Source organism: Chryseobacterium sp. StRB126, assembly GCF_000829375.1.
GTDB lineage: Bacteria > Bacteroidota > Bacteroidia > Flavobacteriales > Weeksellaceae > Chryseobacterium.
The window spans coordinates 4007279-4031694 of sequence record NZ_AP014624.1 but is presented as its reverse complement, the minus strand read 5'-3'; the positions used below and the strand labels follow the sequence as shown (position 1 = coordinate 4031694).

24 protein-coding genes are annotated in these 24416 nt (G+C 36.3%); 16 read left to right on the top strand and 8 right to left on the bottom strand.

What is annotated here, in order from left to right; translation table 11 throughout:
- Positions 1-501: 501 nt before the first annotated feature.
- The 4 genes from CHSO_RS18225 (at position 502) to CHSO_RS18210 (ending at position 4144) form a co-directional block, all read left to right on the top strand.
- On the top strand, positions 502-1032 hold the full coding sequence (locus CHSO_RS18225; protein WP_045499125.1) for a hypothetical protein: 531 nt from the start codon (positions 502-504) through the stop codon (positions 1030-1032).
- A gap of 32 nt (positions 1033-1064) precedes the next feature.
- The gene (locus tag CHSO_RS18220; protein WP_144428976.1) at positions 1065-3392 is read left to right on the top strand and encodes a hypothetical protein; all 2328 of its coding nucleotides are present in this window, start codon (positions 1065-1067) and stop codon (positions 3390-3392) included.
- A gap of 96 nt (positions 3393-3488) precedes the next feature.
- The gene (locus CHSO_RS18215; protein WP_045499121.1) at positions 3489-3908 is read left to right on the top strand and encodes a transposase; all 420 of its coding nucleotides are present in this window, start codon (positions 3489-3491) and stop codon (positions 3906-3908) included.
- A complete protein-coding gene (locus tag CHSO_RS18210; protein ID WP_316932450.1) occupies positions 3884-4144 on the top strand; it encodes a helix-turn-helix domain-containing protein in 261 nt (86 codons plus the stop codon). Before CHSO_RS18215 ends, CHSO_RS18210 begins: the two co-directional genes overlap by 25 nt.
- Positions 4145-4424: 280 nt before the next feature.
- On the opposite strand, the gene CHSO_RS18205 is transcribed toward CHSO_RS18210, so the two are convergent.
- Entirely contained in the window at positions 4425-4901 is a 477-nt protein-coding gene (locus CHSO_RS18205) for a hypothetical protein (RefSeq protein ID WP_045502917.1), read from the bottom strand.
- 385 nt (positions 4902-5286) lie between these two features.
- Between CHSO_RS18205 and CHSO_RS18200 the strand changes: the two genes are divergently transcribed.
- From CHSO_RS18200 to CHSO_RS18180, 5 genes are all read left to right on the top strand, one after another.
- Entirely contained in the window at positions 5287-5709 is a 423-nt protein-coding gene (locus CHSO_RS18200) for a PaaI family thioesterase (RefSeq protein ID WP_045499119.1), read from the top strand.
- Positions 5710-5830: 121 nt separating this feature from the next.
- The gene (locus CHSO_RS18195) at positions 5831-6175 is read left to right on the top strand and encodes a phage holin family protein (RefSeq protein ID WP_045499117.1); all 345 of its coding nucleotides are present in this window, start codon (positions 5831-5833) and stop codon (positions 6173-6175) included.
- 275 nt (positions 6176-6450) lie between these two features.
- Positions 6451-8445: a S9 family peptidase gene (locus CHSO_RS18190; protein WP_045502914.1), complete on the top strand. Its 1995-nt coding sequence runs from the start codon at positions 6451-6453 to the stop codon at positions 8443-8445.
- 186 nt (positions 8446-8631) lie between these two features.
- A complete protein-coding gene (locus CHSO_RS18185) occupies positions 8632-9687 on the top strand; it encodes a chlorophyllase/cutinase-like alpha/beta fold protein (RefSeq protein ID WP_052480654.1) in 1056 nt (351 codons plus the stop codon).
- A 288-nt stretch (positions 9688-9975) separates the two neighbouring features.
- Positions 9976-10476, top strand: coding sequence for a DNA-deoxyinosine glycosylase (locus CHSO_RS18180; protein ID WP_045499114.1), 501 nt, complete (start codon positions 9976-9978; stop codon positions 10474-10476).
- A gap of 155 nt (positions 10477-10631) precedes the next feature.
- On the opposite strand, the gene CHSO_RS18175 is transcribed toward CHSO_RS18180, so the two are convergent.
- The 6 genes from CHSO_RS18175 to CHSO_RS18150 all read right to left on the bottom strand — a co-directional run bounded on the left by CHSO_RS18175 (position 10632) and on the right by CHSO_RS18150 (position 16970).
- Positions 10632-11663 (bottom strand): phosphotransferase enzyme family protein, encoded by a 1032-nt coding sequence (locus CHSO_RS18175; protein WP_045499111.1) that lies wholly within the window; start codon positions 11661-11663, stop codon positions 10632-10634.
- Positions 11654-12562, bottom strand: a complete 909-nt coding sequence (locus CHSO_RS18170; RefSeq protein ID WP_045499108.1) for a sugar phosphate nucleotidyltransferase — start codon at positions 12560-12562, stop codon at positions 11654-11656. The genes CHSO_RS18175 and CHSO_RS18170 overlap by 10 nt, the downstream gene beginning before the upstream one ends.
- Positions 12552-13949, bottom strand: a complete 1398-nt coding sequence (locus CHSO_RS18165) for a Gfo/Idh/MocA family protein (protein ID WP_045499105.1) — start codon at positions 13947-13949, stop codon at positions 12552-12554. Before CHSO_RS18165 ends, CHSO_RS18170 begins: the two co-directional genes overlap by 11 nt.
- 431 nt (positions 13950-14380) lie before the next feature.
- Positions 14381-15454 carry a serine hydrolase domain-containing protein gene (locus tag CHSO_RS18160; protein ID WP_171817668.1) on the bottom strand — a complete coding sequence of 358 codons (1074 nt, stop codon included), beginning with the start codon at positions 15452-15454 and terminating at the stop codon, positions 14381-14383.
- A 60-nt stretch (positions 15455-15514) separates the two neighbouring features.
- The gene (locus CHSO_RS18155) at positions 15515-16207 is read right to left on the bottom strand and encodes an AIM24 family protein (protein ID WP_045499102.1); all 693 of its coding nucleotides are present in this window, start codon (positions 16205-16207) and stop codon (positions 15515-15517) included.
- A gap of 34 nt (positions 16208-16241) precedes the next feature.
- Entirely contained in the window at positions 16242-16970 is a 729-nt protein-coding gene (locus CHSO_RS18150) for a hypothetical protein (protein WP_144428975.1), read from the bottom strand.
- Positions 16971-17125: 155 nt separating this feature from the next.
- On the opposite strand from CHSO_RS18150, the gene queA reads away from it, so the two are divergent.
- From queA to CHSO_RS18115, 7 genes are all read left to right on the top strand, one after another.
- Positions 17126-18175 (top strand): tRNA preQ1(34) S-adenosylmethionine ribosyltransferase-isomerase QueA, encoded by a 1050-nt coding sequence (gene queA / locus CHSO_RS18145; protein WP_045499096.1) that lies wholly within the window; start codon positions 17126-17128, stop codon positions 18173-18175.
- 40 nt (positions 18176-18215) lie between these two features.
- Positions 18216-18563 carry a four helix bundle protein gene (locus CHSO_RS18140; protein ID WP_045499093.1) on the top strand — a complete coding sequence of 116 codons (348 nt, stop codon included), beginning with the start codon at positions 18216-18218 and terminating at the stop codon, positions 18561-18563.
- Positions 18564-18596: 33 nt separating this feature from the next.
- Positions 18597-19631, top strand: coding sequence for a 23S rRNA (adenine(2503)-C(2))-methyltransferase RlmN (rlmN, locus tag CHSO_RS18135; protein ID WP_045499089.1), 1035 nt, complete (start codon positions 18597-18599; stop codon positions 19629-19631).
- 77 nt (positions 19632-19708) lie between these two features.
- On the top strand, positions 19709-20656 hold the full coding sequence (locus CHSO_RS18130) for a sterol desaturase family protein (RefSeq protein WP_410493410.1): 948 nt from the start codon (positions 19709-19711) through the stop codon (positions 20654-20656).
- Between the two features lie 98 nt (positions 20657-20754).
- Positions 20755-21423, top strand: a complete 669-nt coding sequence (locus tag CHSO_RS18125) for a hypothetical protein (RefSeq protein WP_045499083.1) — start codon at positions 20755-20757, stop codon at positions 21421-21423.
- A gap of 159 nt (positions 21424-21582) precedes the next feature.
- Positions 21583-22461 carry a hypothetical protein gene (locus tag CHSO_RS18120; protein WP_045499080.1) on the top strand — a complete coding sequence of 293 codons (879 nt, stop codon included), beginning with the start codon at positions 21583-21585 and terminating at the stop codon, positions 22459-22461.
- A gap of 75 nt (positions 22462-22536) precedes the next feature.
- The gene (locus CHSO_RS18115) at positions 22537-23514 is read left to right on the top strand and encodes a polyprenyl synthetase family protein (protein ID WP_045499077.1); all 978 of its coding nucleotides are present in this window, start codon (positions 22537-22539) and stop codon (positions 23512-23514) included.
- Between the two features lie 70 nt (positions 23515-23584).
- On the opposite strand, the gene CHSO_RS18110 is transcribed toward CHSO_RS18115, so the two are convergent.
- Positions 23585-24394: a hypothetical protein gene (locus CHSO_RS18110; protein WP_045499075.1), complete on the bottom strand. Its 810-nt coding sequence runs from the start codon at positions 24392-24394 to the stop codon at positions 23585-23587.
- Between the last annotated feature and the right edge of the window lie 22 nt (positions 24395-24416).

The following is a 24416-nucleotide window of genomic DNA, read 5'->3' as shown; positions in this document are numbered from 1 at the left end:
AAGAGCTTCGTTGGGAGCTCTTCAAGTATGCAACCGCTTACTTTACCGACTTTATAAAGATTAGAATATTTGCTCAAGCTTCTTTACCTTCTATGAAATAGATGAGTTAATATCTGATTTAGTTTCTAAACTAAATTATAAAGTTTAAAACTATACCTATAACTAATTTGACACTATTGTTATTTTACCGTCCGCATGGTAAAAAAAATATCTCATCAGTTTATTATCTGATTTAAAAGTGTCTGTTAGATATATTCTTGCACATTTCAAATAAAAACATCAGGACCAGTCCGACAGAAAGGGAGTTTTTTCTTCTCTGCTTTTTAAAACAATGAAGACCTTAAGTATAGTGTTTATGGTAAGAAAAAGAAATGACCTTACTGTACTCCTAAACACTGCTTTACGAAGATCCCAATTACACAAATAATCCGAGATGAATTGCAGTATACATACTATAAGCAGTGTACAATACCAATATATTAATAATAAATATACTCACTAATGAAGAAAAGTTTAATTATGACCATTACACTATTTACAGCATCTGCTGTAAAGTCACAAGTAGCAATTGGGAAACAGACTGTTTCTAACACCTCAGTATCAGTAGAGTTTGCCAATGATGAAAACAGAGGATTGATCTTACCTTATGTAGAAAATAAAAACCATATCCTTCAGGAAGGTACAATTATTTACGACACAACAGATTATAAAGTAAAATATTTGAAAAATGACGGACAATGGGTGAATCTTAGTGAAGATGACGGAACACTAGCTACCATTGGTACTGTAAACTTATCCGTTCAGGGGACCGATAAAACAGAAAATACAAGTGCTAAAACAACCATTGGAACACCTGGTGCTACGAATGGGATTCTTGTATTGGAAGCTTTAGATAAAGCTATGATTCTTCCAAAAGTCACAAGCCCACATCTTAATATTATAGATCCGGCTCCCGGGATGATGGTATATGATACTGTAAAAAAACAGCTTGCTGTTTATAACGGAAAAATGTGGTCTTTCTGGAAACCATAAATACAGAATAATCTCAAAATTTTATAATAAAAATGATGAAAAATAAGAACTTATTTCTTTTTATATTACTCACTTGGAGTAATATAATGATTTTTGCCCAAGACTGTAGTATTAATGCTGGCGGAAATGCAACAATTTGTGGTACCTCATATATGTTACAGGGTAGTGTTGCAGGGAGCGGAAATAATAGCCCCACCTGGACGTTGGTATCAAAACCAGCAGGAGCACCCAATCCAGTAATCAATGGAGCGAATACCTATACACCCAACGTGACTGGGATGACTTCGCCGGGAAACTATGTTTTTGAAATTTCTCAATCTTGTACAACAGGAACAGTAAAATCACAAGTAACTATAACCGCACCGGGAGAGGTATCTACTTTTACGGCAGGACCAGATATCACTAATGTATCGGCTTTAACAGGTACTGCAACTTTAGCAGGAGTTATACCAGCCGGTTACACTGCATCCTGGACCTATTATAATATTATTAATTATGAAAATTATGGCATTATTACAACAAAGAATGCTACAATGTCAAATAATACAACTGCAACCCCTTCCCTTATTTTGACAAAAAAGGCAAATCATGACACTGATCCTGCTTATCGTGCCGTATTAAGGATTACTTCCATCAATAATCCAAACTGTTGGTATGAGGATGATGCTATTGTCAGATTCATTCCCAATCCGCAAATAAGTATTCCAGCGATGAATGATTTTTGCTATCAGGCAGCAAGCAATGATCGTTACCTATATTTAGATGGCACTTCGCCAATATTTTCAACTACATCACCGGGCTCTTCAGGTAATCCTGCATTTGGAACTACCATAAGTTTGAATGTAATCAGCCAACCTGCGGGAGGTAATATTTCCTTTTCGTCATTACTTGAAGGAGCTATATATTTCAATGGGGTAAATGCGATAGGAACTTATAAATTTACAGTAACAGTCACAAATGCGAATGGAACCTATACGACCCCTCAGATTTCTTATACGTATAATGGTATATCACCTAAAAATGTGGATTTCCTTGATTCTTCGTACCCCGAACAGATGGCGGTGTACAGTTCAGGGGGGAGTGCTGGTGCTGTATACTGCAATTATGTAGGAAAAACAACGCCTATCAACATCTATTTTAAGATTGATCCTGCAGACCCCGCATCTGTTATAACAAATATTAGCAATATAAGGATTACACCACCGGGAGGAGCTCCTATTTTAACTTTAAATGGAGCTGGGACAATGAATAGGAATATAGTAGCAACCCCGCCTGCTGGAGGATGGCAGGTAGGTACTTATGTAATTAGTATAAATACCCAAAAAGGGACTTGTAATATAACACAAGCCTATTATATTCATATATCTGATGGTAATCGTTCAAATGTGTCAGTGCCAAATACGACAGCGTGTTATCCTGGTTCTGGTGTAGTAACTGCAACAATCCCTCTGCCTGAGGTATACAAAGGGATAGTTAACAGTAGTTATTTTCAAGATTTTAATGGTAGATACGATTTCACTCTTGTTTCTAAGCCTGCCGGAGCAGCCGATCCTACTTTCGAAGCTGGCAATTTTAGAACACTTACCAATACTTCAACTGTAATAAGTAATCTGGATAAGCAGGGCGAGTATGTCTTTAAAATAAAAGCAGTACCCGGTCCAGGAACCGATCCTCGTTTCTTAGACAAAGAATATGAATGCTCAGGAGCATCTCTTGAAAGTACATTTTCCATATTCGTGTCAAAACAGATTAATTCTAATGCCGGAAGTGATAAGGCTGTTTCTTGTAACACCACAGTGTCATTGGCTGGTAATGATCCGGGAGTAACAAGCACTGGACAGTGGGAACTTACATCAAAACCTGCTGGAGCCACAGATCCCATTATCGTAAATCCATCATTGTATAATACTGCTGTAAAGGGATTGTCTGTATTGGGAGTTTATAAATTTTCTTGGAAAGTTACTACCGGAACATGCGCAAGCATGGATGAAGTTGTTATTACTTTTGGACAATGTACAGCCTGTTATAAACCAGGTGTTATGGCTACAACAGGAAACCCTGCCCTAAATACGAATTTTGGTATTACATCATTGGGAAGAGCTGGTGCTGATCATGGTGATAATTGGCCAATGATTAGAAAAGGTGGATGGATAGCTCTTGAATCCAAGACCAAAGGATTTGTTCCGAACAGAGTTGATTTTAATACTTCTGGAAACCCGGTAGGAATACCTGTTGCTAATTTTATTGAGGGAATGTTGGTATATGATATGACAAATAAATGTATGAAGATGTACACTATTAAGGAAGGGGATACATCTATGGCTTGGCATTGTATTTCTACACAGGCTTGTCCGGAGTAAGGAATATATTAATTCAATGCAATCAGTGATAGGTTTTCAGTATGCAACTAATATTTATTGTCTTCTAATTACTGAGTTATATATAGATAATATAAAATGGAAAATTTAAAAGAGATCCATATTGGAGATTTATTGTATATGAGAGTAAAAGAAGAAGACATAGATATAAACCGGATATGTAAGTTTCTTAAGGCAACAGAAAAAGACGTTCTACAAATGTACACTGCGAAAACATTAGATACAGATACTCTTTTAAGATGGTGTAAATTGCTTGAATATGATTTTTTTAGGCTCTATTCCAGCCATTTGATTTTATATGCTCCAGTGGCGAGGGTAAACAATAAAAATGAAAAAAAGCAGATGCCTCAGTTTAGAAAAAGTTTATATACTAAGGAAATTATTAATTATATATTAGAACTTATAGACACTGAAAAGAAAACCACTTTAGAAATAATTAATGAATATAAAATTCCTAAAACTACTTTAAGCAAATGGATAAGAAAATACAAAAAGTAGTCTGCCAACCGGACTATAAAAGAATTTATAGTGATTTTATAGCAGTAAAATGCCCGGAAAAGATGAAAATGGTAGAATGTTTTTTGTCTAAGGATACACTTTCATTATCTGATATTCTAAAAATTAACAATTTGTTATTTGACAAGAATTCTGCTGAAAATCAAAAGCATAAGTCCTATGATGAAAAGGCAATTTTTGAGATGCTGGAATATCAAAAAAAAACACAGATTAAATAATACCCAATTAGCAAATCACTTTAAATTAAGCAGAAACTCCGTAGCAAAATGGAAGCGTATGTTTTTAATATAAAATAATTTGCATTTTAAAGTAAAAAGTAGTTCTGTTATTACTTTTTTTCTAAGTTTTTAGAGAGTATATTCAAATTTTGAATATACTCTTTTTGGTTTAATAACTTGATGAAGTAATCCTCTGTCGGTGCTCCATCCATACAAGAGATTATAATGATTAACTAACAATTCTCAGATACATGTAATAACTCTGAGCAAATTCATAACTTTACGCAGTAAATTCAATATCATCTCGCTGGAACTTATGCTTTATAAAATCCTTGACATGCGATCTTGCAGTAACATAGCGAGTGTGAGTTCCTTTGGAATATTCTTTCTTCTTAACCAAAACCTTGATTTCCTCATTAGGCTCAAAGAATTCCTCAAGGACTTTGTTCCGCTTTATTGAACGACCTTTTACAAAATTGATAAGGTCTACTGAAGAAACAGGAATTACTTTGTTAAATAGCTCAGTCTTGTAGCTGTTGATTTTAGTTGTCAATGATTCAAGGACAGCATTTAAAGTCTTCGTATCTTTCTTGGTCCCAACTGTCTTACCTTCTTTCTGATCCCATTGCCTTCTTGTCGAAGCTTCCTTCGGTATATTATCTACGGTAATCCTTACATCACAGTACGAGTTGTCTTGTTTTTTGCGCTCTTTAAGAAATAAAAGTGGGCATAGCTCTGCTCTAACATAATTCAACATTTTAAAGTTTATAAAAGTCGAACTAAAGTTCCTTCGAATCAAGTTGTTAAAGGACTTTTGGGCGTTTGTAATTAGGTAGTTATGTGAAAATTTGAATCGTTTTTTTTAATTAAAAATTGCCACGATTTTTGCCACAAATTTTATGAGTTTATTTGAAAATTCTGCGATTTCTAACATAAAAAGAAAATCCTGTAAAAATTGATTTTTACAGGATTAATCAGCTTTTAGCGTATTTTGAAGACTTTTTTAAATACATATAGTGGAGAATACGGGATTCGACCCCGTGAGCTTTTGACTGCCAGTCAAACGCGCTGGACATTTTTCTAATCCGGTATTATTCGATGTGAATATTAATTTTTTAAATTTACATTAAAATTTGAAAACCATGACCCCAGAGAAAAAGAAACTCATGACAGACAGTTTCAGTCGTTCGGAAACACTGAAATTCTATCAGGCAGAACTCCTGGAAGTAGAAACCGATTTCGTTTCTATTAAAATTCCAAAAATGGAAATGATGACCAGGAAAGCAGGGATGTTCAATGGGGCAATGATTGCTTCTTTGGTGGATATTTCCTCAGGATATGCTGCGGTGAGTCATTATCCCGAAGACTGTTATGTGGTAACCGTTGAATTAAAGGTGAACTATCTTCGTCCGGCTATGGGGGATGCTCTGGTTTCAAAAGCCTATGTCATCAAAGGAGGGGCAAAGATCAGTGTCATCAGAACAGAAATTTATGTTCAGAATGAAGACGCTGGTTCAGAAAGTCATGTAGCGACTTCATTAGTAACCATGATGAAGATTAAATAGCGAACTTTTCAGATTGTATTGAGTAAAATATTCCATGAATAAAGGGTTTAAAGAATTTTTTTTCAACAAAATGGAATAGCTTTTGCTCCATACCTCCCATCAATAATAAAAAAATAACGAAATGAACTTAATTATCCGTTTGTTTGTCACCGCAATTGTGGCATACCTTTTAACTAAAGTTTTGCCGGGAGTACATTTTGAAGGATTTTCGTCCGCGATTATCTTTGCAATTGTACTTGGGGTGTTAAACATATTTGTAAAGCCTATTTTAAGCCTGTTCGGGCTTCCACTTACCATTCTTACCTTAGGGTTCTTTTCATTGGTTATTAATGCCGGAATTATCCTGATTGCCGATTATTTCATAGACAGTATGGTAGTTGATGGATTCTGGTGGGCCTTTATCTTCAGTATACTATTATCAATCGTGACTTCTCTGGCGAACTCTATGTTCTCAGATGGAGATTAGCAGAAAAAAAATAAAATTGAAAAGTCCGTTGGTATAGCACCAACGGACTTTTTTTGAGTTTGAATGTTGAATAAAGAGGAAATTGAACTCTTCACCCCTTTACTTTGTGCTTCAACCTTCTGCTTTTTTAATGTTTTCTCCTATAATGCTAATTTTAATGTTAATTCTTTCGGTGATTTTTATTTTAAATACTAACTTTGGCAATCTTTGAATTTAATGAAAGGATTTGATGAAATCAGTATGGTTTTACAGATCTGCTAAAAATGAATGAACATATGAAACTTAAGTACAGCCTGCTGGCTCTGGCAGCTCCGCTTTTAATGAATGCACAACAATTAATGACGCCTGAAATTCTTTGGACTTTGAAAAAAGTAGGAGTACAGGCGGTTTCACCGGATCAGGCATCCCTTATTTACAAAGTAGGACAGGTAGATCTAAAAACAGAAAAAACAAAAAACGAAAACTATTTTCTGAATGTTCTTAATCATCAGGCTTCTAAAATCGATTTTGGTAAAAAAGCATTGATCCAGTGGGATAAAAACGGAATCTATGCTCAGGAAGGAGATAAAATCTATATTTCGAAAGACGCCGGAAAAACATGGACAGAATTCTATACTATTGGTGAGGTTGACAATATTGTTATTTCTCCGGATGGGAAAAGAATTGCTTTTAGTAAGCAGGTATTGGTAGAAAAATTAATGGGGAAGGACAAATATGCCGACACTCCTAAAACTACCGCTCAGGTATACACAGATCTTAACCACAGACACTGGGATTACTTTAATGAAGGGAAATATAACCACGTATTTGTTGTAAATACTTCAGACAAAGTAGAAGCCGCTAAAGATCTGTTGGAAGGAAAAACTTGGGACTCTCCTCAAAGACCTTTCGGTAGTGCTGAAGATTTTGTTTGGAGCCCGGATTCTGCCCAGCTTTTATATGTTACCAAACCCAAAAGCGGTAAAGAGTACGCAACCAGTACCAATACAGATATCTTTGCTTATGATTTAGCTACAGGGGCCACTAAAAATCTTACAGAATCAAACAAAGGATATGATGTCAATCCAAAATTCAGTCCGGACGGAAAGTCTTTGATCTGGCAGAGTATGGGTAGAGACGGATATGAAGCAGATAAAAATGATGTAAAAATCTTAGACTGGAAATCAGGAAAGACTACAAACCTTACTGCAGGTTGGGATGACAGCGTTTCAGGAGATGTACTTTGGGGGGCAGATTCAAAAACGATTTATTTTACAGCGGCCTACAGAGGAACAAAACAACTGTTCTCTTTAGATTCAAAGTCTGCAAAAGTACAGCAGATCACCAAAGGAGATTTTGATGTGAATGAAATTTTCACAGATAACAAAACTTCAGTATTAGTAGGTAGAACAGATGTAAACCATGCTACAGAATTATTCTCTGTAAATCTTAAAAACGGAGAAATGAAGCAGGTTACTGAAGCAAATAAAGATACTTATGCTAAGTTAGCACAAGGGAAATCTGAACTTAAAATGGTAAAAACTTCGGATGGTAAAGAAATGGGCGTATGGTTCCACTATCCACCGAACTTTGATCCTAACAAAAAATATCCAACATTGGTATACTGTCAGGGAGGACCGCAGTCTGCATTAACTCAATATTTCAGTGTAAGATGGAACTTTGCCTTAATGACGGCAAACGATTATATCGTAGTAGCTCCAAACAGAAGAGGAATGCCGGGCTGGGGAACAAAATGGAATGAAGAGATTTCAAGAGACTGGGGTGGACAACCCATGAGAGATTATCTTGCGGCAACAGATTATGCGAAAACATTACCCTATGTAGATGGAGACAGAGTAGCTGCAGTGGGAGCAAGTTATGGTGGATACAGCGTATTTATGTTAGCTGGAATTCACGAAAACAGATTCAAAACGTTCATTGCTCATGACGGATTATTCGATATGAAATCATGGTACCTGACTACTGAAGAGCTTTGGTTTGCGAACTGGGATATCGGTTCTCCATGGGAAAAGCCACAGCCAAAAGCATACACAGAATTTAATCCCAGCAACTTCGTAGAGAAGTGGAATAAGCCAATCATGATCGTTCAGGGAGGAATTGATTTCCGTGTACCTTACGAGCAGGGACAGGAAGCTTTCCAGGCTGCAAAACTAAAAGGATTAAAATCTAAACTGGTTTATTTCCCGAACGAGAACCACTGGGTACTTCATCCACAAAACGGATTGGTATGGCAGAGAGAATTCTTCGACTGGTTAAAAGAAACATTGTAATTATAGAATGTATTCTCAATATAAAAAAACGGACTTGTTCCGTTTTTTTTATGTCTGAACTGTAGATCGTTATTGTTATGAAAACCATAACAAATAAGAAAGAAGGCACTTGTTTTTTCTTTATATTTGAAATAGTTGTTCCGTTGGTGTTTAAAATCAATGCATTGAATTTAAATCCAAAAAAATATGAGAAAAAGTATTGTAACCACAGTATTGATCTCTTTGCTCATGGCTTCCTGCCAAGGAGATGAAGAGATAATGAGCAAAGAACCCACTGGCAAGATCAGTGAAATGTCAGCGAACAAATCCGTTATTTTTCCTTCCAAAGGTGCTGCCAATATCCAATATGGAAAGCTTGGGCCTCATCAGGTAAGTACGAACGCTGTTGTAGGAGATTGTAATCAGCTGGCAGGTCTTGTAATTCCTATTTTACAGACTATAGGGATACTGGATCAGAGTATTAAATGCAGTAATAATTTTCCGTATGGCTTCGAAAGTCCGGTTTCTACTGCAGTCTATTATCCGTCAGATATTTCGAATATGAATAAGCTTCCTGTTGTCAATTTTGTAGGTGGTATTCTTTCCAGTCAGGGTAATTACGATCAGATGGTCAGATTATGGGCAAGCTATGGTTTTATTGTTGTTATCTCTTCCAATTTTATCAATAGTATGCCGGACATGCATATTTTGGGAGCAGCCAATATTGCTAAATTAAATAAAGATCCACAGTCTCCTCTTTTTGGAAAAGCTGATCTGTCAAAAATGATTATTGCAGGACATTCTGCAGGAGGAGGAGCCACTCTTTTAACCTCCAGTATTTCTGAAACCGCAATGAAGCTTATTGATCCTGATTTGAAAATTGTTGCCGCTCTACCTATTGAGCCAGGGCCAGTTGCTATTGGATCAACGGTTAAAGTTCCAACCTTTACGCTTACGGGAAGATTAGATTTTGTAGTTCCTGCAGATACCTGGCCGAATCTTTGGCAGAGTAATCTGATTAAAAATGTACCAGCCTGGTCGGCTACTGCCACTACAGCCACTCATTTCAGTCCTACTATGGACATTTCAAAAAATGAATTTGCTGGTGTTACTGTAGCATGGCTAAAATATATGGGGTATAATGATAGTGAAGCTAAATCTTATTTTGTGGGACCACAGTATAAACTAAAAGAAGATATACAATTTATAGGTCTGTTTACTCCGCCTGTAAAACGAAATGCCAAAGCAGATCTTCTTCAGTAATATTTATAGATGAAGTTTTCAGATTTGTATAGTAAGAATATGAAAATTCAATGGGAGCGGGCTTTAGCCCGCTTTTTTTATTGGAAAAGCCCAAGCTTTATAGATGATATTCATGATCATCTGTGAAAATCTGTGCTATCTGTGGTTAATAATATAAATAGGAGCGGGCTTTAGCCCGCTTTAATTATAAAAAAGCAATTCCATTGACTTTAGCCAAAACCTACAAAAAAATATTCCAAACCCCTTAATCAACAGGAAATAAAATAACCGAAATTTATATATTTGAATATGCAAAACCGTATTTCATCATTTCCCCCGCTCATTGATGACCAGTCTGAAATTCTAATTCTAGGTTCTATTCCTGGAGTGAAATCCTTGGAAATGCAGCAATATTACGCCCATCCGCAAAATAAATTCTGGAAAATCATCCTTGAACTGTTGAATGAAAAATTTACAGAGGATTATTCCAAAAGAATCGGGATTGTAAAGAAACACCATATTGCCCTTTGGGATGTCATAGATTCCTGTGAAAGAAAAGGCAGCCTGGATTCTGAGATTAAAAATGAAGAAGCCAATCAGATTGATGCACTTTTGGAAGAGCACCCGAATGTGAAAGCAATCTTCTGTAACGGCGGAAAATCATATAAAAACCTGCGAAAGCTTTTAGGAAAAAACTATAAGCTTCCTATTTTTCTAATGCCATCTACAAGTCCGCTTCATACCATTTCCTTTGAAAGGAAGTTTGAAGAATGGAAGAAGGTTTTGGAGTTTCTGAGTGATGGAGTTTGAGTGTTGTAGGGTTTTAGAGTGAGCTGATTTTAAATAGCTACTCTGACTAATAAAAGTATAGATTCCTGCGGAATAACAAAGCACACGGATATTCTAAACGCTCTGTTTGTCATTCCGTAGAAATCTCAATATTGTATTTTGACAAGGAAATAAAATTAGCAGTCTAAATACGCTCTCAATCCTTTCAATAGTTCCAGCTGATTCTTCGTTCTGTCCAGATTGTGTTCCGAATATTTCGTAGAATAATAAACACTTCCATTCAGATAATCGGTTAAAAAACGAACCTCTTGAATATAAATAGCGACTTGTGCCGCATAATCAAGGTAAGCAGATTCTTCCGGAGTCAGTTTTTCCTTTAGATAGAAAAGAAATCCTTCTTTTACAACCTTATACATTTCAGCATTGAAATTGTTGTTGGCACTTCCGTCATCTTCATGGGTTCTGTTAGTGTATGACTGAATCATTGTTCCGAAGTCATATAAAATAGTAGAAATCATGATGGTGTCCAGATCGATTACAGCTAAAGGTTTATGATTTTGATCGAAGAGGATGTTACTGATTTTTACGTCGGCATGGATGATTCTTTTGGGAATCTGTTTGCTTTTTTCCATTGCTATCCATTGATCAGGTAAGGAAATAAGCTGGTTGGTGATTTCTATTTCAGCCTTTGCATTTTCCTTTAAATGAGGAGCTGCATTTTCTAGTGCCTTTTTATAATCTGCAATTCTTTTTTCGAAATTGAGAAAATTAGGAAGAGTATCTTCAATAACTGGTAGCTTTTCAGTATTTACAATGCTAAGGAAATAACTGAAGGCTTTAGCTGCTTCAAAAGCCGTCTGTAAAGATGGAGCAGTAAGAAAGGTAATACTGTTTTCTACGAAACTTAGCATACGCCATGGTTCATCATTAGCATCTTTTACCAGAAGTGTATTGCTAAGAGAGGGGATAGGTTCTATAATTTGAAATTGATAATTATTTGACCTGAGAAGTTCATTAATCATCAAATGATTGTTGACAATAACCTCCGGTTGTCTGAAGACATGATGATTGATCTTTTGCAGGATAAACTTTTTTTTCCGGTCCTTATCCTCCAAAAGATAAGTTGTATTAATCAGCCCGTCTGTAATAGGGGAAAGGCTATAATTTTCTGTACCGATGAACTGAGTTACGATGTCGTTTAGTTCCATAGATTTTCCGGGTATCTGTTATTTTGAATTTCTGATGCCAGAAAATCCTTGATGCTTTTTTTATCATCAGCATACGTTACTCCCATCCATTGTGATGGCGATGCTTTTACCATTACTTTCACCTTCTTTTCATCCATCATTCTTTGAACTGCGCTGGGAATATAGAACTCCTGTTTGGGCGCTGGATCAGACTCTATGAAATCATAGAAATAAGCTTCCAGATAACAGAAAATATGAGGGTGAAAAATGAAGAAATTCATAGATACCAATGTATCGGGATTGAGCTTTATATTCTCGCCGTTTTCCGTATAAATGATGGAGCCATTAAGCTGTTGAATCGATGTTTGCTCCTCTACACGGATCAGATAATTTTCAGCATCCAAAGTACATATTCCTCTGGCTACTGTTCCGTGGCCACTCAATGTTGTACTTACGGGATAAGCAATCATACCGAATTGAGCGTCGGAAATAAGATGGTGATTAATTTCATCGGCGGCGAGCAGATAAGCTTCTTTTCCATAGAAATCATCTGCATTAATCATAATGAAGGGCTCCTGTATGGTGTATTTTGCACATAAAACAGCATGTGCGGTTCCCCATGGTTTTTCACGTTCAGGATAGTCAAAACCCTGCAGAGGGATACTGTTCATTTCTTGATATACCCAGTGTAATTCAAAACCCTTTTTTTCAGAGATTGAATTCAGTCTTTCAATATAGCTTTGAGGAATCAATTTATTGACGATAATAACGACTTTGGAAAAGCCAGCCTGTAAAGCATCATAGATAGAATACTCCAGAATAGGTGAGCCATTATCGAGTATTCCATCCACTTGTTTAAGACCTTTGTATCGGCTGCCTAATCCACCAGCCAGGATGAGTAGTGTTTTTTTAGAATTCATCAGTCATTCCGAATACAGGTTTACGGGTTTTCCATTTACCGTTCGTGAAATCAGGAATATCCACTACCTGACCTCCTTTGGCAATAGACTCTTCACTCAATGGAGTAATTGAATACCATAAAGCTAAATCATAAACATCCATTGGGAATTCTATATTTCGTTTGATACATTCAATAAAAGTATTCATTACAAAGAAATCCATTCCGCCATGTCCCGCTCCTGCAGCTGTGCTTTCAAACTTCTTCCACATTGGGTGGTCATATTCTTTCATCCATTTTTCCGTATTGTCCCAACGGTGGGTGTGGTTCATTGTTTTTTCAAAATAAATATGTCCTTGATTGAACTCTCCCCACCCGAAGTCCTGCCATAATCCCTCTGTTCCCTGAACACGGAATCCAAGGTCATAAGGTCTCTGTAAGCTGGTATCATGAGTTAAAAGAATGGTTTCTCCATTTTCGCAGGCAATTTGGGTGGTCACAATATCTCCCTGATTGAATTTTACTTTAGCATTGGGATGATTTTCCCCGCCTTTTGCATGTTCTTTAACATATTTGTTCAGTCCTACAGATTTGGACGAGAAAGAAGAAAGCCTTGTTAAACGGTTTCCACGGTTAATATCCATCATCATAGCAACCGGCCCTAATCCGTGAGTGGGATAAAGCTCTCCATTCCGTTTTACATAGTGTTCCGTTCTCCATTTAGCCTCACTGAAGCCTTTTTCGCCAAACTCAACTCCTGAATTGTAAGGCGTAACACCGTCATTGAAAAGAACGCCTCTTAAGTCATGCTGATAACCGCCTCTTCCATGAACCAGTTCCCCAAACATTCCCTTACGAACCATATTCAGGATAGCCATAACATCTCTTCGGTAGCATACATTTTCCATCATGAAAATAGGAACTTTCGTTTCCTCGTATACTTTCACAAATTCCCAGCAATCCTGAAGCTTTATTGCTCCGGAAACTTCCATTCCTACAATCTTTTTAGCACGCATGGCTTCTACTCCCTGAGGAAGATGCCATTCCCATGGAGTCGCAATAACCACAGCGTCTATTGTCTTTAATTTTAAAAGGTTTCGATAATCATATTCCCCATTGGAAAACTCCTGGGCTGCCGATTTGTTGTTGTCTTTTAAGATTTTTTGAGAAGCCGCAAGCATTCTTTTATCAGGATCTGCAAAAGCTACAATCTCTACATCATTGCGTTTAGCCAATAGCTTTACATGTTCCTGACCGCGAAGTCCTACACCAATAAAGCCTACACGGACTTTCTTATCTGTTTTAAAATCATTTGAATAGGCAAATAAGGAATTGGGTACTACCAATGCACCAAAACTTGCCAAAGCTGCTGTTTTGATAAAATTTCTGCGGGAAGTGCTATTGTCCATTTATTTTTTTTCTAAATATATTAAAACTTTTATAAACTGCGGTGGGGTGGGAGTTGCGGAGTTGTTGGGTTTGAGAGGTTGAAGGTTTGAGAGTATTAGAATAAGAGGGTTTCGGGATGCGTGATACATGGTTTGAGGTTCGGATTTGAGAATATTGCTGTTATTAGGATATGATTGTATGATGCTTTGTATAAGGTATCATAGCTTCTGCAATGACTGCCATCTCAAAGGATGACCATTCTCATCCTCTGGGGAGTGTCAAAAATTCGAAGAATTTTTGACGGGGAGGCTAAAAACCAGAGCAAAACCTAAATCCTAAAGAACTTTAGATTAATAAAACTTCCAAAACCCTCCATTCACTTGCAATGCAAAATTGCTATTGACATTGAATATCTCTAATCTCTGCATCTCAAGTCTAAATTGAAAAACAATCACTGTCCATAGTAAGCCCTGATTAGTCTTTCTCTCATTTTGTTTAAGTATTGAATACTTTTGGTATTGGATAGAATGATGATACTAAGATCCTTATCAACTAAATGAACCCAATTGGCACTATGACCATAACCTTCCCCCTGACGTTCTGCAAATAGGGTATTGATAGAACCGAATTTTTTAGGATATACCCAAAAACCTAATGCTGTGTCTTCCAGTTTTGGATCAGCAGTAAGCATGGTAGCCAACGTCTTTTTTGTAATTAAAACGCTGTTAAATATTGCTTGGTCAAAGATTAATAAGTCTTTAGGAGTAGAATACATAGCTCCTGCAGAATAAAAATTATCAATATAAGTGTTGGTAGGCGTATGAAGAGTAAATGGATCCGTGGCATCAGCTGAATATCCTTCATCTATATTTTGAATGATATCATGGTGATGAAGGAAACCTGTATTCTCCATTTTAAGCGGAACCAGTATTTGTTCTTTGAGAACTTCCTCAAAAGATTTGTGATATATTTTCTCAATAATTTTGCCTAGCAGTATAAAATCACCATTGTTATAGCTAAACTTTGTTCCAGGCTTATTAACTAGTTTCTCAGAAAGAAAAGTGGTGATAAAATCATCTAGATTCCAGATAGTATTGTCATAAGCCTGATGAATAAGTTCCGGTGAATTGATATCCTTGTTGTCTCTGCCGCTGCTATAGGTGAGCAGGTTTCTGATCGTAGCCTTTTTGGCAGCTTCTCCTTTGTATTCCGGATAATAGGTGGAAATAGTGGCATCTAAATCAATCTTTCCTTTCTCATAAAGTTGCATAATCAATACAGCCGTAAAGGTTTTGGTGAGCGAGAAAATATGAAATCTGGTTTCATCAGAAAAGGCAATGTTGTAATGCCTGTTAGATAAACCTTTATAAGTAAGTAATTCAGTTTTTCCGTTATGAGCTATTAAAACAGAGCCATTGAAATTATCTTTCTTTACACAGGAGTCGATTACTTGCTCTACTTTCTGCACTTGTGAATGGACTATACTGATTATCATTAAGAATAGTCCCAAGAATATATTTTTCATAGGTTCATATTTTAAGCGTCATGAACTGAATTACTTACTTCAAAGATAGTGATTTACAGATTATTTTTCCATATAATATACCTCTTCATAAGGCTGAATCAGTACCCAGCCATGTCCTGAGAACTTCATCTGGAATTCTTCACCGCTTCCTCTTCCAATAAGGCTTTTAAAAGAAACATTTGTTTTCAGTTCAGGACTTAGGTTTCCGGACCAGGCAACAGTAGCATTTGGGTCGGTGAAAACAGGAGTGTCAGGAGTTACAAGTAATGTTAAAGGATCTCCATGAGTTGTAATGGCGATATGACCGGTTCCTGAAAGTTTTACCTGGAAAAGGCCTCCGGACATCATGCCTGCGATACTTTTCAGCATGGTAATATCACTGTTTACACTTTGTTCGTGAGCTAGAACATCATTTCCGTTTACACAAACCGATTCATTGTTCAGATAGAGGATACGAACCTTTTTACCAGAGTCTGCAACATACAATTTTCCGGTACCTTCAGCTTTCATCAGCTTGCTTCCTTCTCCACTGATGGCTTTCTTCAGAAGATTTCCAATGCCACCTGCCAGCATTCCCTGTCTTTCAAAATTGATATTTCCAACGTAACTTACCATGCTTCCTTTTTTAGTCCATACCGCCTGATTATTAAGGTTGATTTCTAAAAGATGCTTGGTTTCCAATTCGAAATAATCCCTTTGTTGCGGATTCTCTTTTGTTTCGTTGATAAACGCTTCAATTGAATATTTGCTCATAATTATAATTTTTTAATTTGTTGTTTTTATGCTGTTAGTGTTTTAGTTTGTCGAGTTTATACTCTCTTTTGTTACTTTTAGGATTGAGATCCACAAATTCATATTCTTCAAAATTGGCGAGCTGAGCTTTGAATATTTCTGTTGCTTTTTCTACTGTCCAGGTTTTTGGATAATGGAAACCTTCGAATTCAGCATTAAAAATCTGAGCTTTGAAATCATGTGAAAACTCATCATCACCGGAGTAAGTCAGTGCTATTTTACCAGTCCATGTAATATCATATAGGTTACTGTCTGTTTTTGAAAACCGGATCTGATGGTCTGCACAACTGTCATGCCCAAGCAGATAAATACTGAAGGCAAGATCATCATCGTCAAAATGGTCTTCAGAAGGAAGATCGTTGCTGAAAAGATCATTTTTAACAACAGTATCGAAATCCAGCTTTTCATCCGTTTTGTTAATTCTGATTCCTCTTTGTTCACTCCAATAATTGGATGACAGAGTACAGGCATGATAATTGCCCCACACTATTTTGGAGTTCCAATTAGACAGAGTTTCGTTTTCTTCTTCCTCTTCCTCTTCGCTGTTTTCATCGTCATTAGCGTAATAATTTTCAGTTTTTAAATGAAAATCAAACCAGATGAATCCATCCTCATCAATTCGTCCGCTCCAGTTGAAGACTTCAATTTTATGTCCGTTAGGATATGGACTATCAAGGAAATATATTTTACTTACAGATTCCATGCTCAATTTCAATTTTTCCAAAAATACTCTTTTTTAAGCTTAAAAAATCCCCGTTAAATCACGGTTTTATATTTGATTGAAAATAATACTTGACAAAGGGGTGTTCAATGTCGTATATTTGCACTCCGAAAATTACACCTTGTAATTTCAATAATTTTTAAACCGTAATTTAAAAAATGAAAACATCAGATTTTAATTTTGATCTTCCTGCAGAATTATTAGCAGAACACCCATCAGAGCACAGAGACGAAGCGAGATTAATGGTACTTGATAGAAAAACACAAACTATCGAGCACAAATTATTCAAGGATGTTGTGGATTATTTTGATGAGGAGGATTTGTTCATCTTCAACAATACTAAGGTTTTCCCTGCACGTCTTTACGGAAATAAAGAAAAAACAGGTGCTAAAATTGAAGTTTTCTTATTAAGAGAGCTTGATAAAGAAACAAGAGTTTGGGACGTTTTGGTAGATCCGGCAAGAAAAATCAGAATTGGTAACAAATTATTCTTCACTGAAGATGAATCTTTGGTAGCTGAGGTTATTGATAACACTACTTCAAGAGGAAGAACGTTAAGATTCTTATTCGACGGTTCTTATGACGAGTTCAGAACGAAACTTAAGGAATTAGGAGAAACTCCACTTCCAAAATATATCAAAAGAGCAGTAGAACCTGAAGATGCAGAAAGATACCAGACAATCTACGCTAAAGTAGAAGGAGCAGTAGCTGCACCTACAGCAGGGCTTCACTTCTCTAAGCATTTGATGAAGAGATTAGAGATCAAAGGAATTAATTTTGCTGAAGTTACTCTTCACGTAGGATTAGGAACTTTCAACCCAATTGAGGTAGAAGATCTTTCTAAGCACAAAATGGAATCTGAAGAGATCATCATTGATGAGAAAAATGCTTTAATCATCAACAAAGCAGTAGAATCTCACAGAAGAGTTTGTGCCGTTGGAACTACAACAATGAGAGCATTGGAAACATCTGTTTCTTCAAACAAAAAAATCTCTGCTTTCAACGGTTGGACGAATAAATTCATCTACCCACCTCACGATTTCGGAGTGGCGAACTCAATGATTACAAACTTCCACACACCGAAGTCTACATTAATTATGATGATTGCTGCATTTGCTGGAAGAGATTTCATCATGCATGCGTATGAAGAAGCCGTAAAAGAAAAGTATAAATTCTATTCTTACGGTGACGCAATGTTAATTCTATAAAAAAGTAAAAAGAGCCAAGTTAAAAGGAATACAAGTAGAGATGAGACAAAATGATCTACTTATAAGAACTTTTACATTTGGAGTTAATTGTCTTAAATTTTTAAGAATACTTCCAAATGATCCTGAAGGTAAATTAATAAGATTTCAACTTGGGAAATCAGCAACTTCAATAGGTGCTAATTATGAAGAATCACAGACCGGATCTTCTAAAGCTGATTTTAAAAATAAAGTAAAAATTGCTTTAAGAGAAGCCAGAGAAAGTAATTTTTGGCTTCGGGTTTTAGAAAAATTAGATGGCTATGATTCTGAAGAATTTAAAGCTTTATTGAATGAAAGTAACGAATTGAAAAACATTTTGGCTACAATAGTTAATAATACTAAACTTTAAAACTTTTTACTTTTAACTTGGCTCTTTAATATTATGAAAGATATCCGTACATTATCACTAGATCAGCTTAAAGAATACTTTGTAACTTTAGGGGAAAAGCCGTTTCGTGCGAAACAGGTCTATGATTGGCTATGGAGTAAAAACCTCCATTCGATTGATGAAATGACGAATCTTTCGAAATCTCTTCGCGAAAAAATTTCCGAAGAATATACCATTAATCCTGTTTCCGTAGATCTTCTTCAAAAAAGTACAGACGGAACCATCAAAAACGGAGTGAAACTTCACGATGGATTATTGGTAGAATCTGTTCTTATTCCAACAGAAACAAGAACAACAGCTTGTGTATCTTCACAGGTAGGCTGCTCATTGAACTGTGAATTCTGCGCTACTGCCAAACTGAAAAGGATGAGAAACCTTGAAGTGGCAGAAATTGTAGACCAGGTTGCTTTAATTGACAGCCAAAGCAGAATGTATTTTGACAGACCGCTTTCCAATATCGTATTCATGGGAATGGGTGAACCTATGATGAACTACAAAAATGTAGTGGAAGCCATCAGAAAGATTACTCAGCCGGAAGGATTGGGAATGTCTCCAAGAAGAATTACGGTTTCTACATCAGGAATTCCAAAGATGATTAAAATGCTTGCTGATGATGAATTGCGTGTGAAATTGGCATTGTCTCTTCACTCGGCCATTGAAGCAAAACGTAATGAAATTATGCCTTTTTCAGATAAATTCCCATTAACGGATATTATGGAGGCACTTCAGTATTGGTATCAGAAAACAGGTTCAGTAATTACTTTTGAATACTGTGTTTGGAAAGGAATTAATGATGGTGATGAAGATATCAAAGCTTTAATTAAATACTGTAAGCAGGTTCCTTCAAAAGTGAACCTTATTCAGTACAACCCAATTGGAGACGGAAAGTATGACCAATGCAACAAACAGGCTGAAGAAAACTATATCCGTCAGCTCGAAAATGCAGGTATTACGGTGATGGTGAGAAGAAGCCGTGGAGGTGATATTGATGCTGCTTGTGGACAGCTAGCCAACAAAAATGCGGATTAAAATTTCCTTAAAAAAATCTTAAATTCCCCTTAAAGAATCGCCTAAAACCCTACCTTTGCACAAATTATTTTGTGATGATGGAGTACTTTATGAGCGAGAACGGATTAGAAAATGTATATGCATGGTCAATTCCGTTGCATGCTACAGTTATTTTAGCTGAAATGATTTACAGCCACGTTTCTGAGGCCAAGTTATACAGTGGAAAAGACCTTGCTACAAATGTTTATCTTGCTTTGATGAACTTTGGTCTTGACCTGATCATGAAGGCATTTGCAATGGGGGTAATGTTTTTCTTCTACAACCACAGACTTTTTTCATGGGATCTTAGCATCTGGTATTTATTAGCTTGTTTTATAATAACAGATTTTGCCTACTATGTATTGCATTATGTGGATCACCGTTCCAGAGCATTCTGGGCTGTTCATATAACCCACCATAGTTCAGAATTCTTCAACCTTACCACAGGATTCAGAAGTCCTGTTTTACAACCACTTTACAGATATTTATACTTTTCGCCATTAGCATTCTTAGGATTTAATCCTTGGCATATCATGGTAGCCTACGCTGTTGGACAGGTATATGGAACATGGGTACATACACAGACCGTAAAGAGCATGGGCGTTTTAGAACATATTCTTGTAACCCCTTCCCACCATCGTGTACATCATGCTTGTAACATTAAATATCTGGATAAAAACATGGGAATGTGTCTTATTATCTGGGATAAAATATTTGGCACCTTCCAGAAGGAAGACCCGAATATTCCGGTAAAATATGGAATCTATCCTAAAATGCCGGACAACAGACCTGATACAGTCCTCTTTTATGAATGGAGAAAAATCTGGAAAGATTTAAAACAACCGGGATTAAAATTTACTGATAGAGTCAATTATATTTTCAACTCTCCAGGATGGAGACATGACGGAACCGGAAAAACAGTAAGGCAATATCAAAAAGAATATTTTGCAAAACAGGCTAAAAAGAAAGAGCAACAACAAAATAAGGCAGAGCAAAAAACAGCTTAATATCTTATAAATCGATAGAAATTGAAAGAGAAAACGGGTTTTTTAATCCGTTTTTTCTATTATATGAATCTTATAAAACTTTTCTTATTCCCAGGGTAATGATTACCTCTCCTAATGATGGAACTACAATTCCTTCCCCTGCAAAAGGACTTATTGTCTACAATATGAATGCTACAACAAGTATGGTAGAAGGTTTTTACACGAATATAGGTACTCCGACAGCCCCTTTATGGGTTACTTATCAGCAATATGATAAAACAATATGGAAATTTGAAAATTTTTACGATAGTGTTGCTTCTGCCCCTGTAGATCAGGCAGTAACCTCAGGAACAACAATTAATAATATTAACTTAGGATTAAGCATCACTGTAACAGTACCAGCTTTTACTCAAGCAAAACTAGTAACTACTTATAGCGTTCCAATGGGAACAACTTCTTCAAACAATAATCTTAGTGGCTATTATGGAATCCGATTTCTAAAAAATGGTACTGAACTTCCAATAGGATCAAGAAAGTCTACTTTATTTGCTAGCTCTTCTGCAACTAGCCCTAGTTCCAGAATGTTTTCTATAAGTGCAACTGTAGGGGATACTATTATTAATAATACTTCTACCCCTGTTAGTGTTACCTACGCTTTAAATGGATATGTTGAGCCTACAGTTGGATCCGACACCATTCGATTTAATATGTGGTCTACTACTGATCCTAATTTCAACTGGGGAAAAGGTTACATGTCTGTACAGGTGTTTACAAAAACCACATTATAAACTCTTATTTTATCTAAATATGAAGTTGAAGGTTTATTAGAATTACCTCTTAGTAGAAAATATGTTCAATAATTTTTATATAAGGTTTAAATAGATAGCCTGTTAGAAAAGAATTATTCTAAATATTACTGTTTTGATAGAAAGTCCTATTTTTGCACTATGAAAAGAATATTTCTGTTATTGGCTTTTCTTGCCTTTCAAGCTACATTTTCTCAACAGACAGATTTCCTGAAAATAAAAAAATACAGAGTAAGCCGCTTGGATGATAAAATCCAGGAAACTTCCGGACTGAATATTTTTAACGGAAAGCTATATACTTTCAATGATAGCGGAAATACTCCTGAATTATTCGAAATCAATAAAACTTCAGGAGAGGTGGTGAAAGCCTTAAAAGTAAATGCCAGAAATACCGATTGGGAAGCATTGACTAATGACGGAAGTAACTTTTATATCGGTGATTTCGGAAATAATGACGGAAGCCGAAGGCATCTTACCATTTATAGAGTCCCTTTTCAGGGCGATAGTCTGCAAAATAGCCAGGTAAGGGAGATTAAATTCCACTATCCGGAGCAGACTGATTACAGATCCAGCTATTTTAATACCGATTATGATGCTGAAGCTATGGTATATGCTCACGGAAAGCTTCATCTGTTTACCAAAGAATGGGTGTCTAAATCAACCAAACATTATGTAATTGATCCTGAAAAGAATGAAAAACAGGATGCTGTGAAGACAGAAACCTATACAACAAACTTCATGGTGACAGATGCAGCCTATTTTGATAAGAAGCTTTATCTGGTTGGGTATAGTAAGAAAACAGAAGTGTTTATGGATGTTTTTACAGAAACAGAAGCCGGAATGTTTTTCAAAGAGAGATCAAAACATTATTATCTGGGAAGTGCTTTATCAATTGGACAGATTGAAGGTATTGCTGTAGATGAAACAGGGATATTTATTTCAGGAGAAAAGTTTAAATCTCCGTTAGGAAGTACCAAGCCAGCCCTTTATTTTATCCCCAAAGAACAATTCAAAGATTAATTTTCGTTTAAAATTGAGCGAAAAAAATTATCTTTGTGAGAATTAATAATTTTATTCACCCAGCATTAGCAGATTGTGGCAAACATCGTAGAAGAAATCAAGCAACCGATCAATGATGAAATGAAACTTTTTGAACAGAAGTTTTATGAATCAATGCAGAGTAAAGTCCCTTTATTAGATAAAGTAACTCGTTTTATTGTTACCACCAAAGGGAAACAGATGCGTCCTATGTTTGTATTTCTTTGTGCCAAACTGGTAGGAAATGTGACCGAAAAAACGTATCGTGGAGCCTCCATGATTGAGCTGATTCATACAGCCACTTTGGTACATGATGATGTGGTGGATGAAAGCTTTAAACGCCGTAACTTTTTCTCCATTAATGCCTTGTGGAAGAATAAAATTGCTGTTTTGGTAGGAGACTACCTGTTATCAAAATCAGTATTGTTATCTACAGATCATAAAGATTACGATTTATTGGGTGTAATTTCAAGAACCATCCGTGAAATGTCTGAAGGTGAGCTTCTTCAATTGGAGAAAGCCAGAAAACTGGATATTACGGAAGACGTTTATTATGAAATTATTCGTCAGAAAACGGCAACTTTAATTGCTGCCTGCTGCGAAATAGGAATTCTTTCTAACAATGCAGACAAAGTTCTTGCTAAAAAAATGCAGGACTTTGGCACCTTCACTGGAATGGCTTTCCAGATCAAGGATGATCTTTTTGATTTTTTAAGCTCCAATGTGATTGGTAAACCGGTAGGAATTGATATTAAAGAACAGAAAATGACACTGCCTTTAATTCATACCCTGAAAATAGCCGGTGAAAAGGACAGAAAATATTATTTCGATACCATCAAGCGTTATAATAACAATCCAAAACGTGTAAAAGAACTGATAGAGTTCGTTAAGAGTTCCGGAGGGCTAGAGTACTCTATCACAGTAATGAAAGATTTTCAGCAGAAAGCGAAGGATATTCTTAATGAATTTCCGGAGTCTGAAGCAAGAAAATCCTTACATAGTATGTTGGAGTATGTAATTGAAAGAAAGTTTTAAAAAATAGTATAAAATACAAAGCTTCGGCGCACCAAAGGTGCGCCGAAGCTTTGTATTTATGTTTTCCTATTTATATTTTCTGTACCGTTACATTGGTCACATTTCCATTTCCTGTAGGTCCGATCTCTGTTGATAAGATAGTACATGACTGATTGGGAGCTGCGGTAAAACGAATCTGATAACCTGCTGTAGGGACTACAATTACTGTTGTATAATTCATTAGTTCACCAATTCTTGTTGAAGCAGTTAGAGTAGGAGTTGTTGCTCCTGCATAGTGGCTTCCCCTTCCCAGATAGTTACTGTCTGGAACAGGTCTAATTCCTAAAAGTAATTGCGCTCCTGCAGAAATATTTGAAAAACTTGCCTGTAGCGTGACCAGATAATTACCCGCCTGATTAAATGTCAGAACCCCTGAAGAAGTGTTGTAAGAATAAAATGGGGAAGTGGCAACTGGAGTGGCAAACATTAGGGTAACAATAGAAGCTGAGGCGCTTGTGTTCTGATCGGCAGCCAAACGGGCATGAAATAATGAATAGGCTGTAAAATCTATAGTTTTCAGAACACCATTGGCGTCTGCAACTACAACTCTGTCTGTTCCTCCAATTCCAATATTGGAATTAATATTTCGGACACGTACATTTCCAGAACTTACATCCAGCTTTTCTGTTGGCGTTGTGGTCCCTATCCCCACTTGAGCTGTGTTAGTGACTGCGAAATCATTAGCTTGTTGTACTACTGAGGGAGAACCTGATGTTGGGTTGTCTTTGGCTCCATCAATATGAAAGGCTGTCTGAGGATTTGAGGTGTTTATTCCTACCTGTGCGAAGTGAAGAGTAGAAAAGGCGAAGACCTTAACTACGATCAGTAATTTTTTTGTCATTTTATAGTGTTTTTTTTATTAA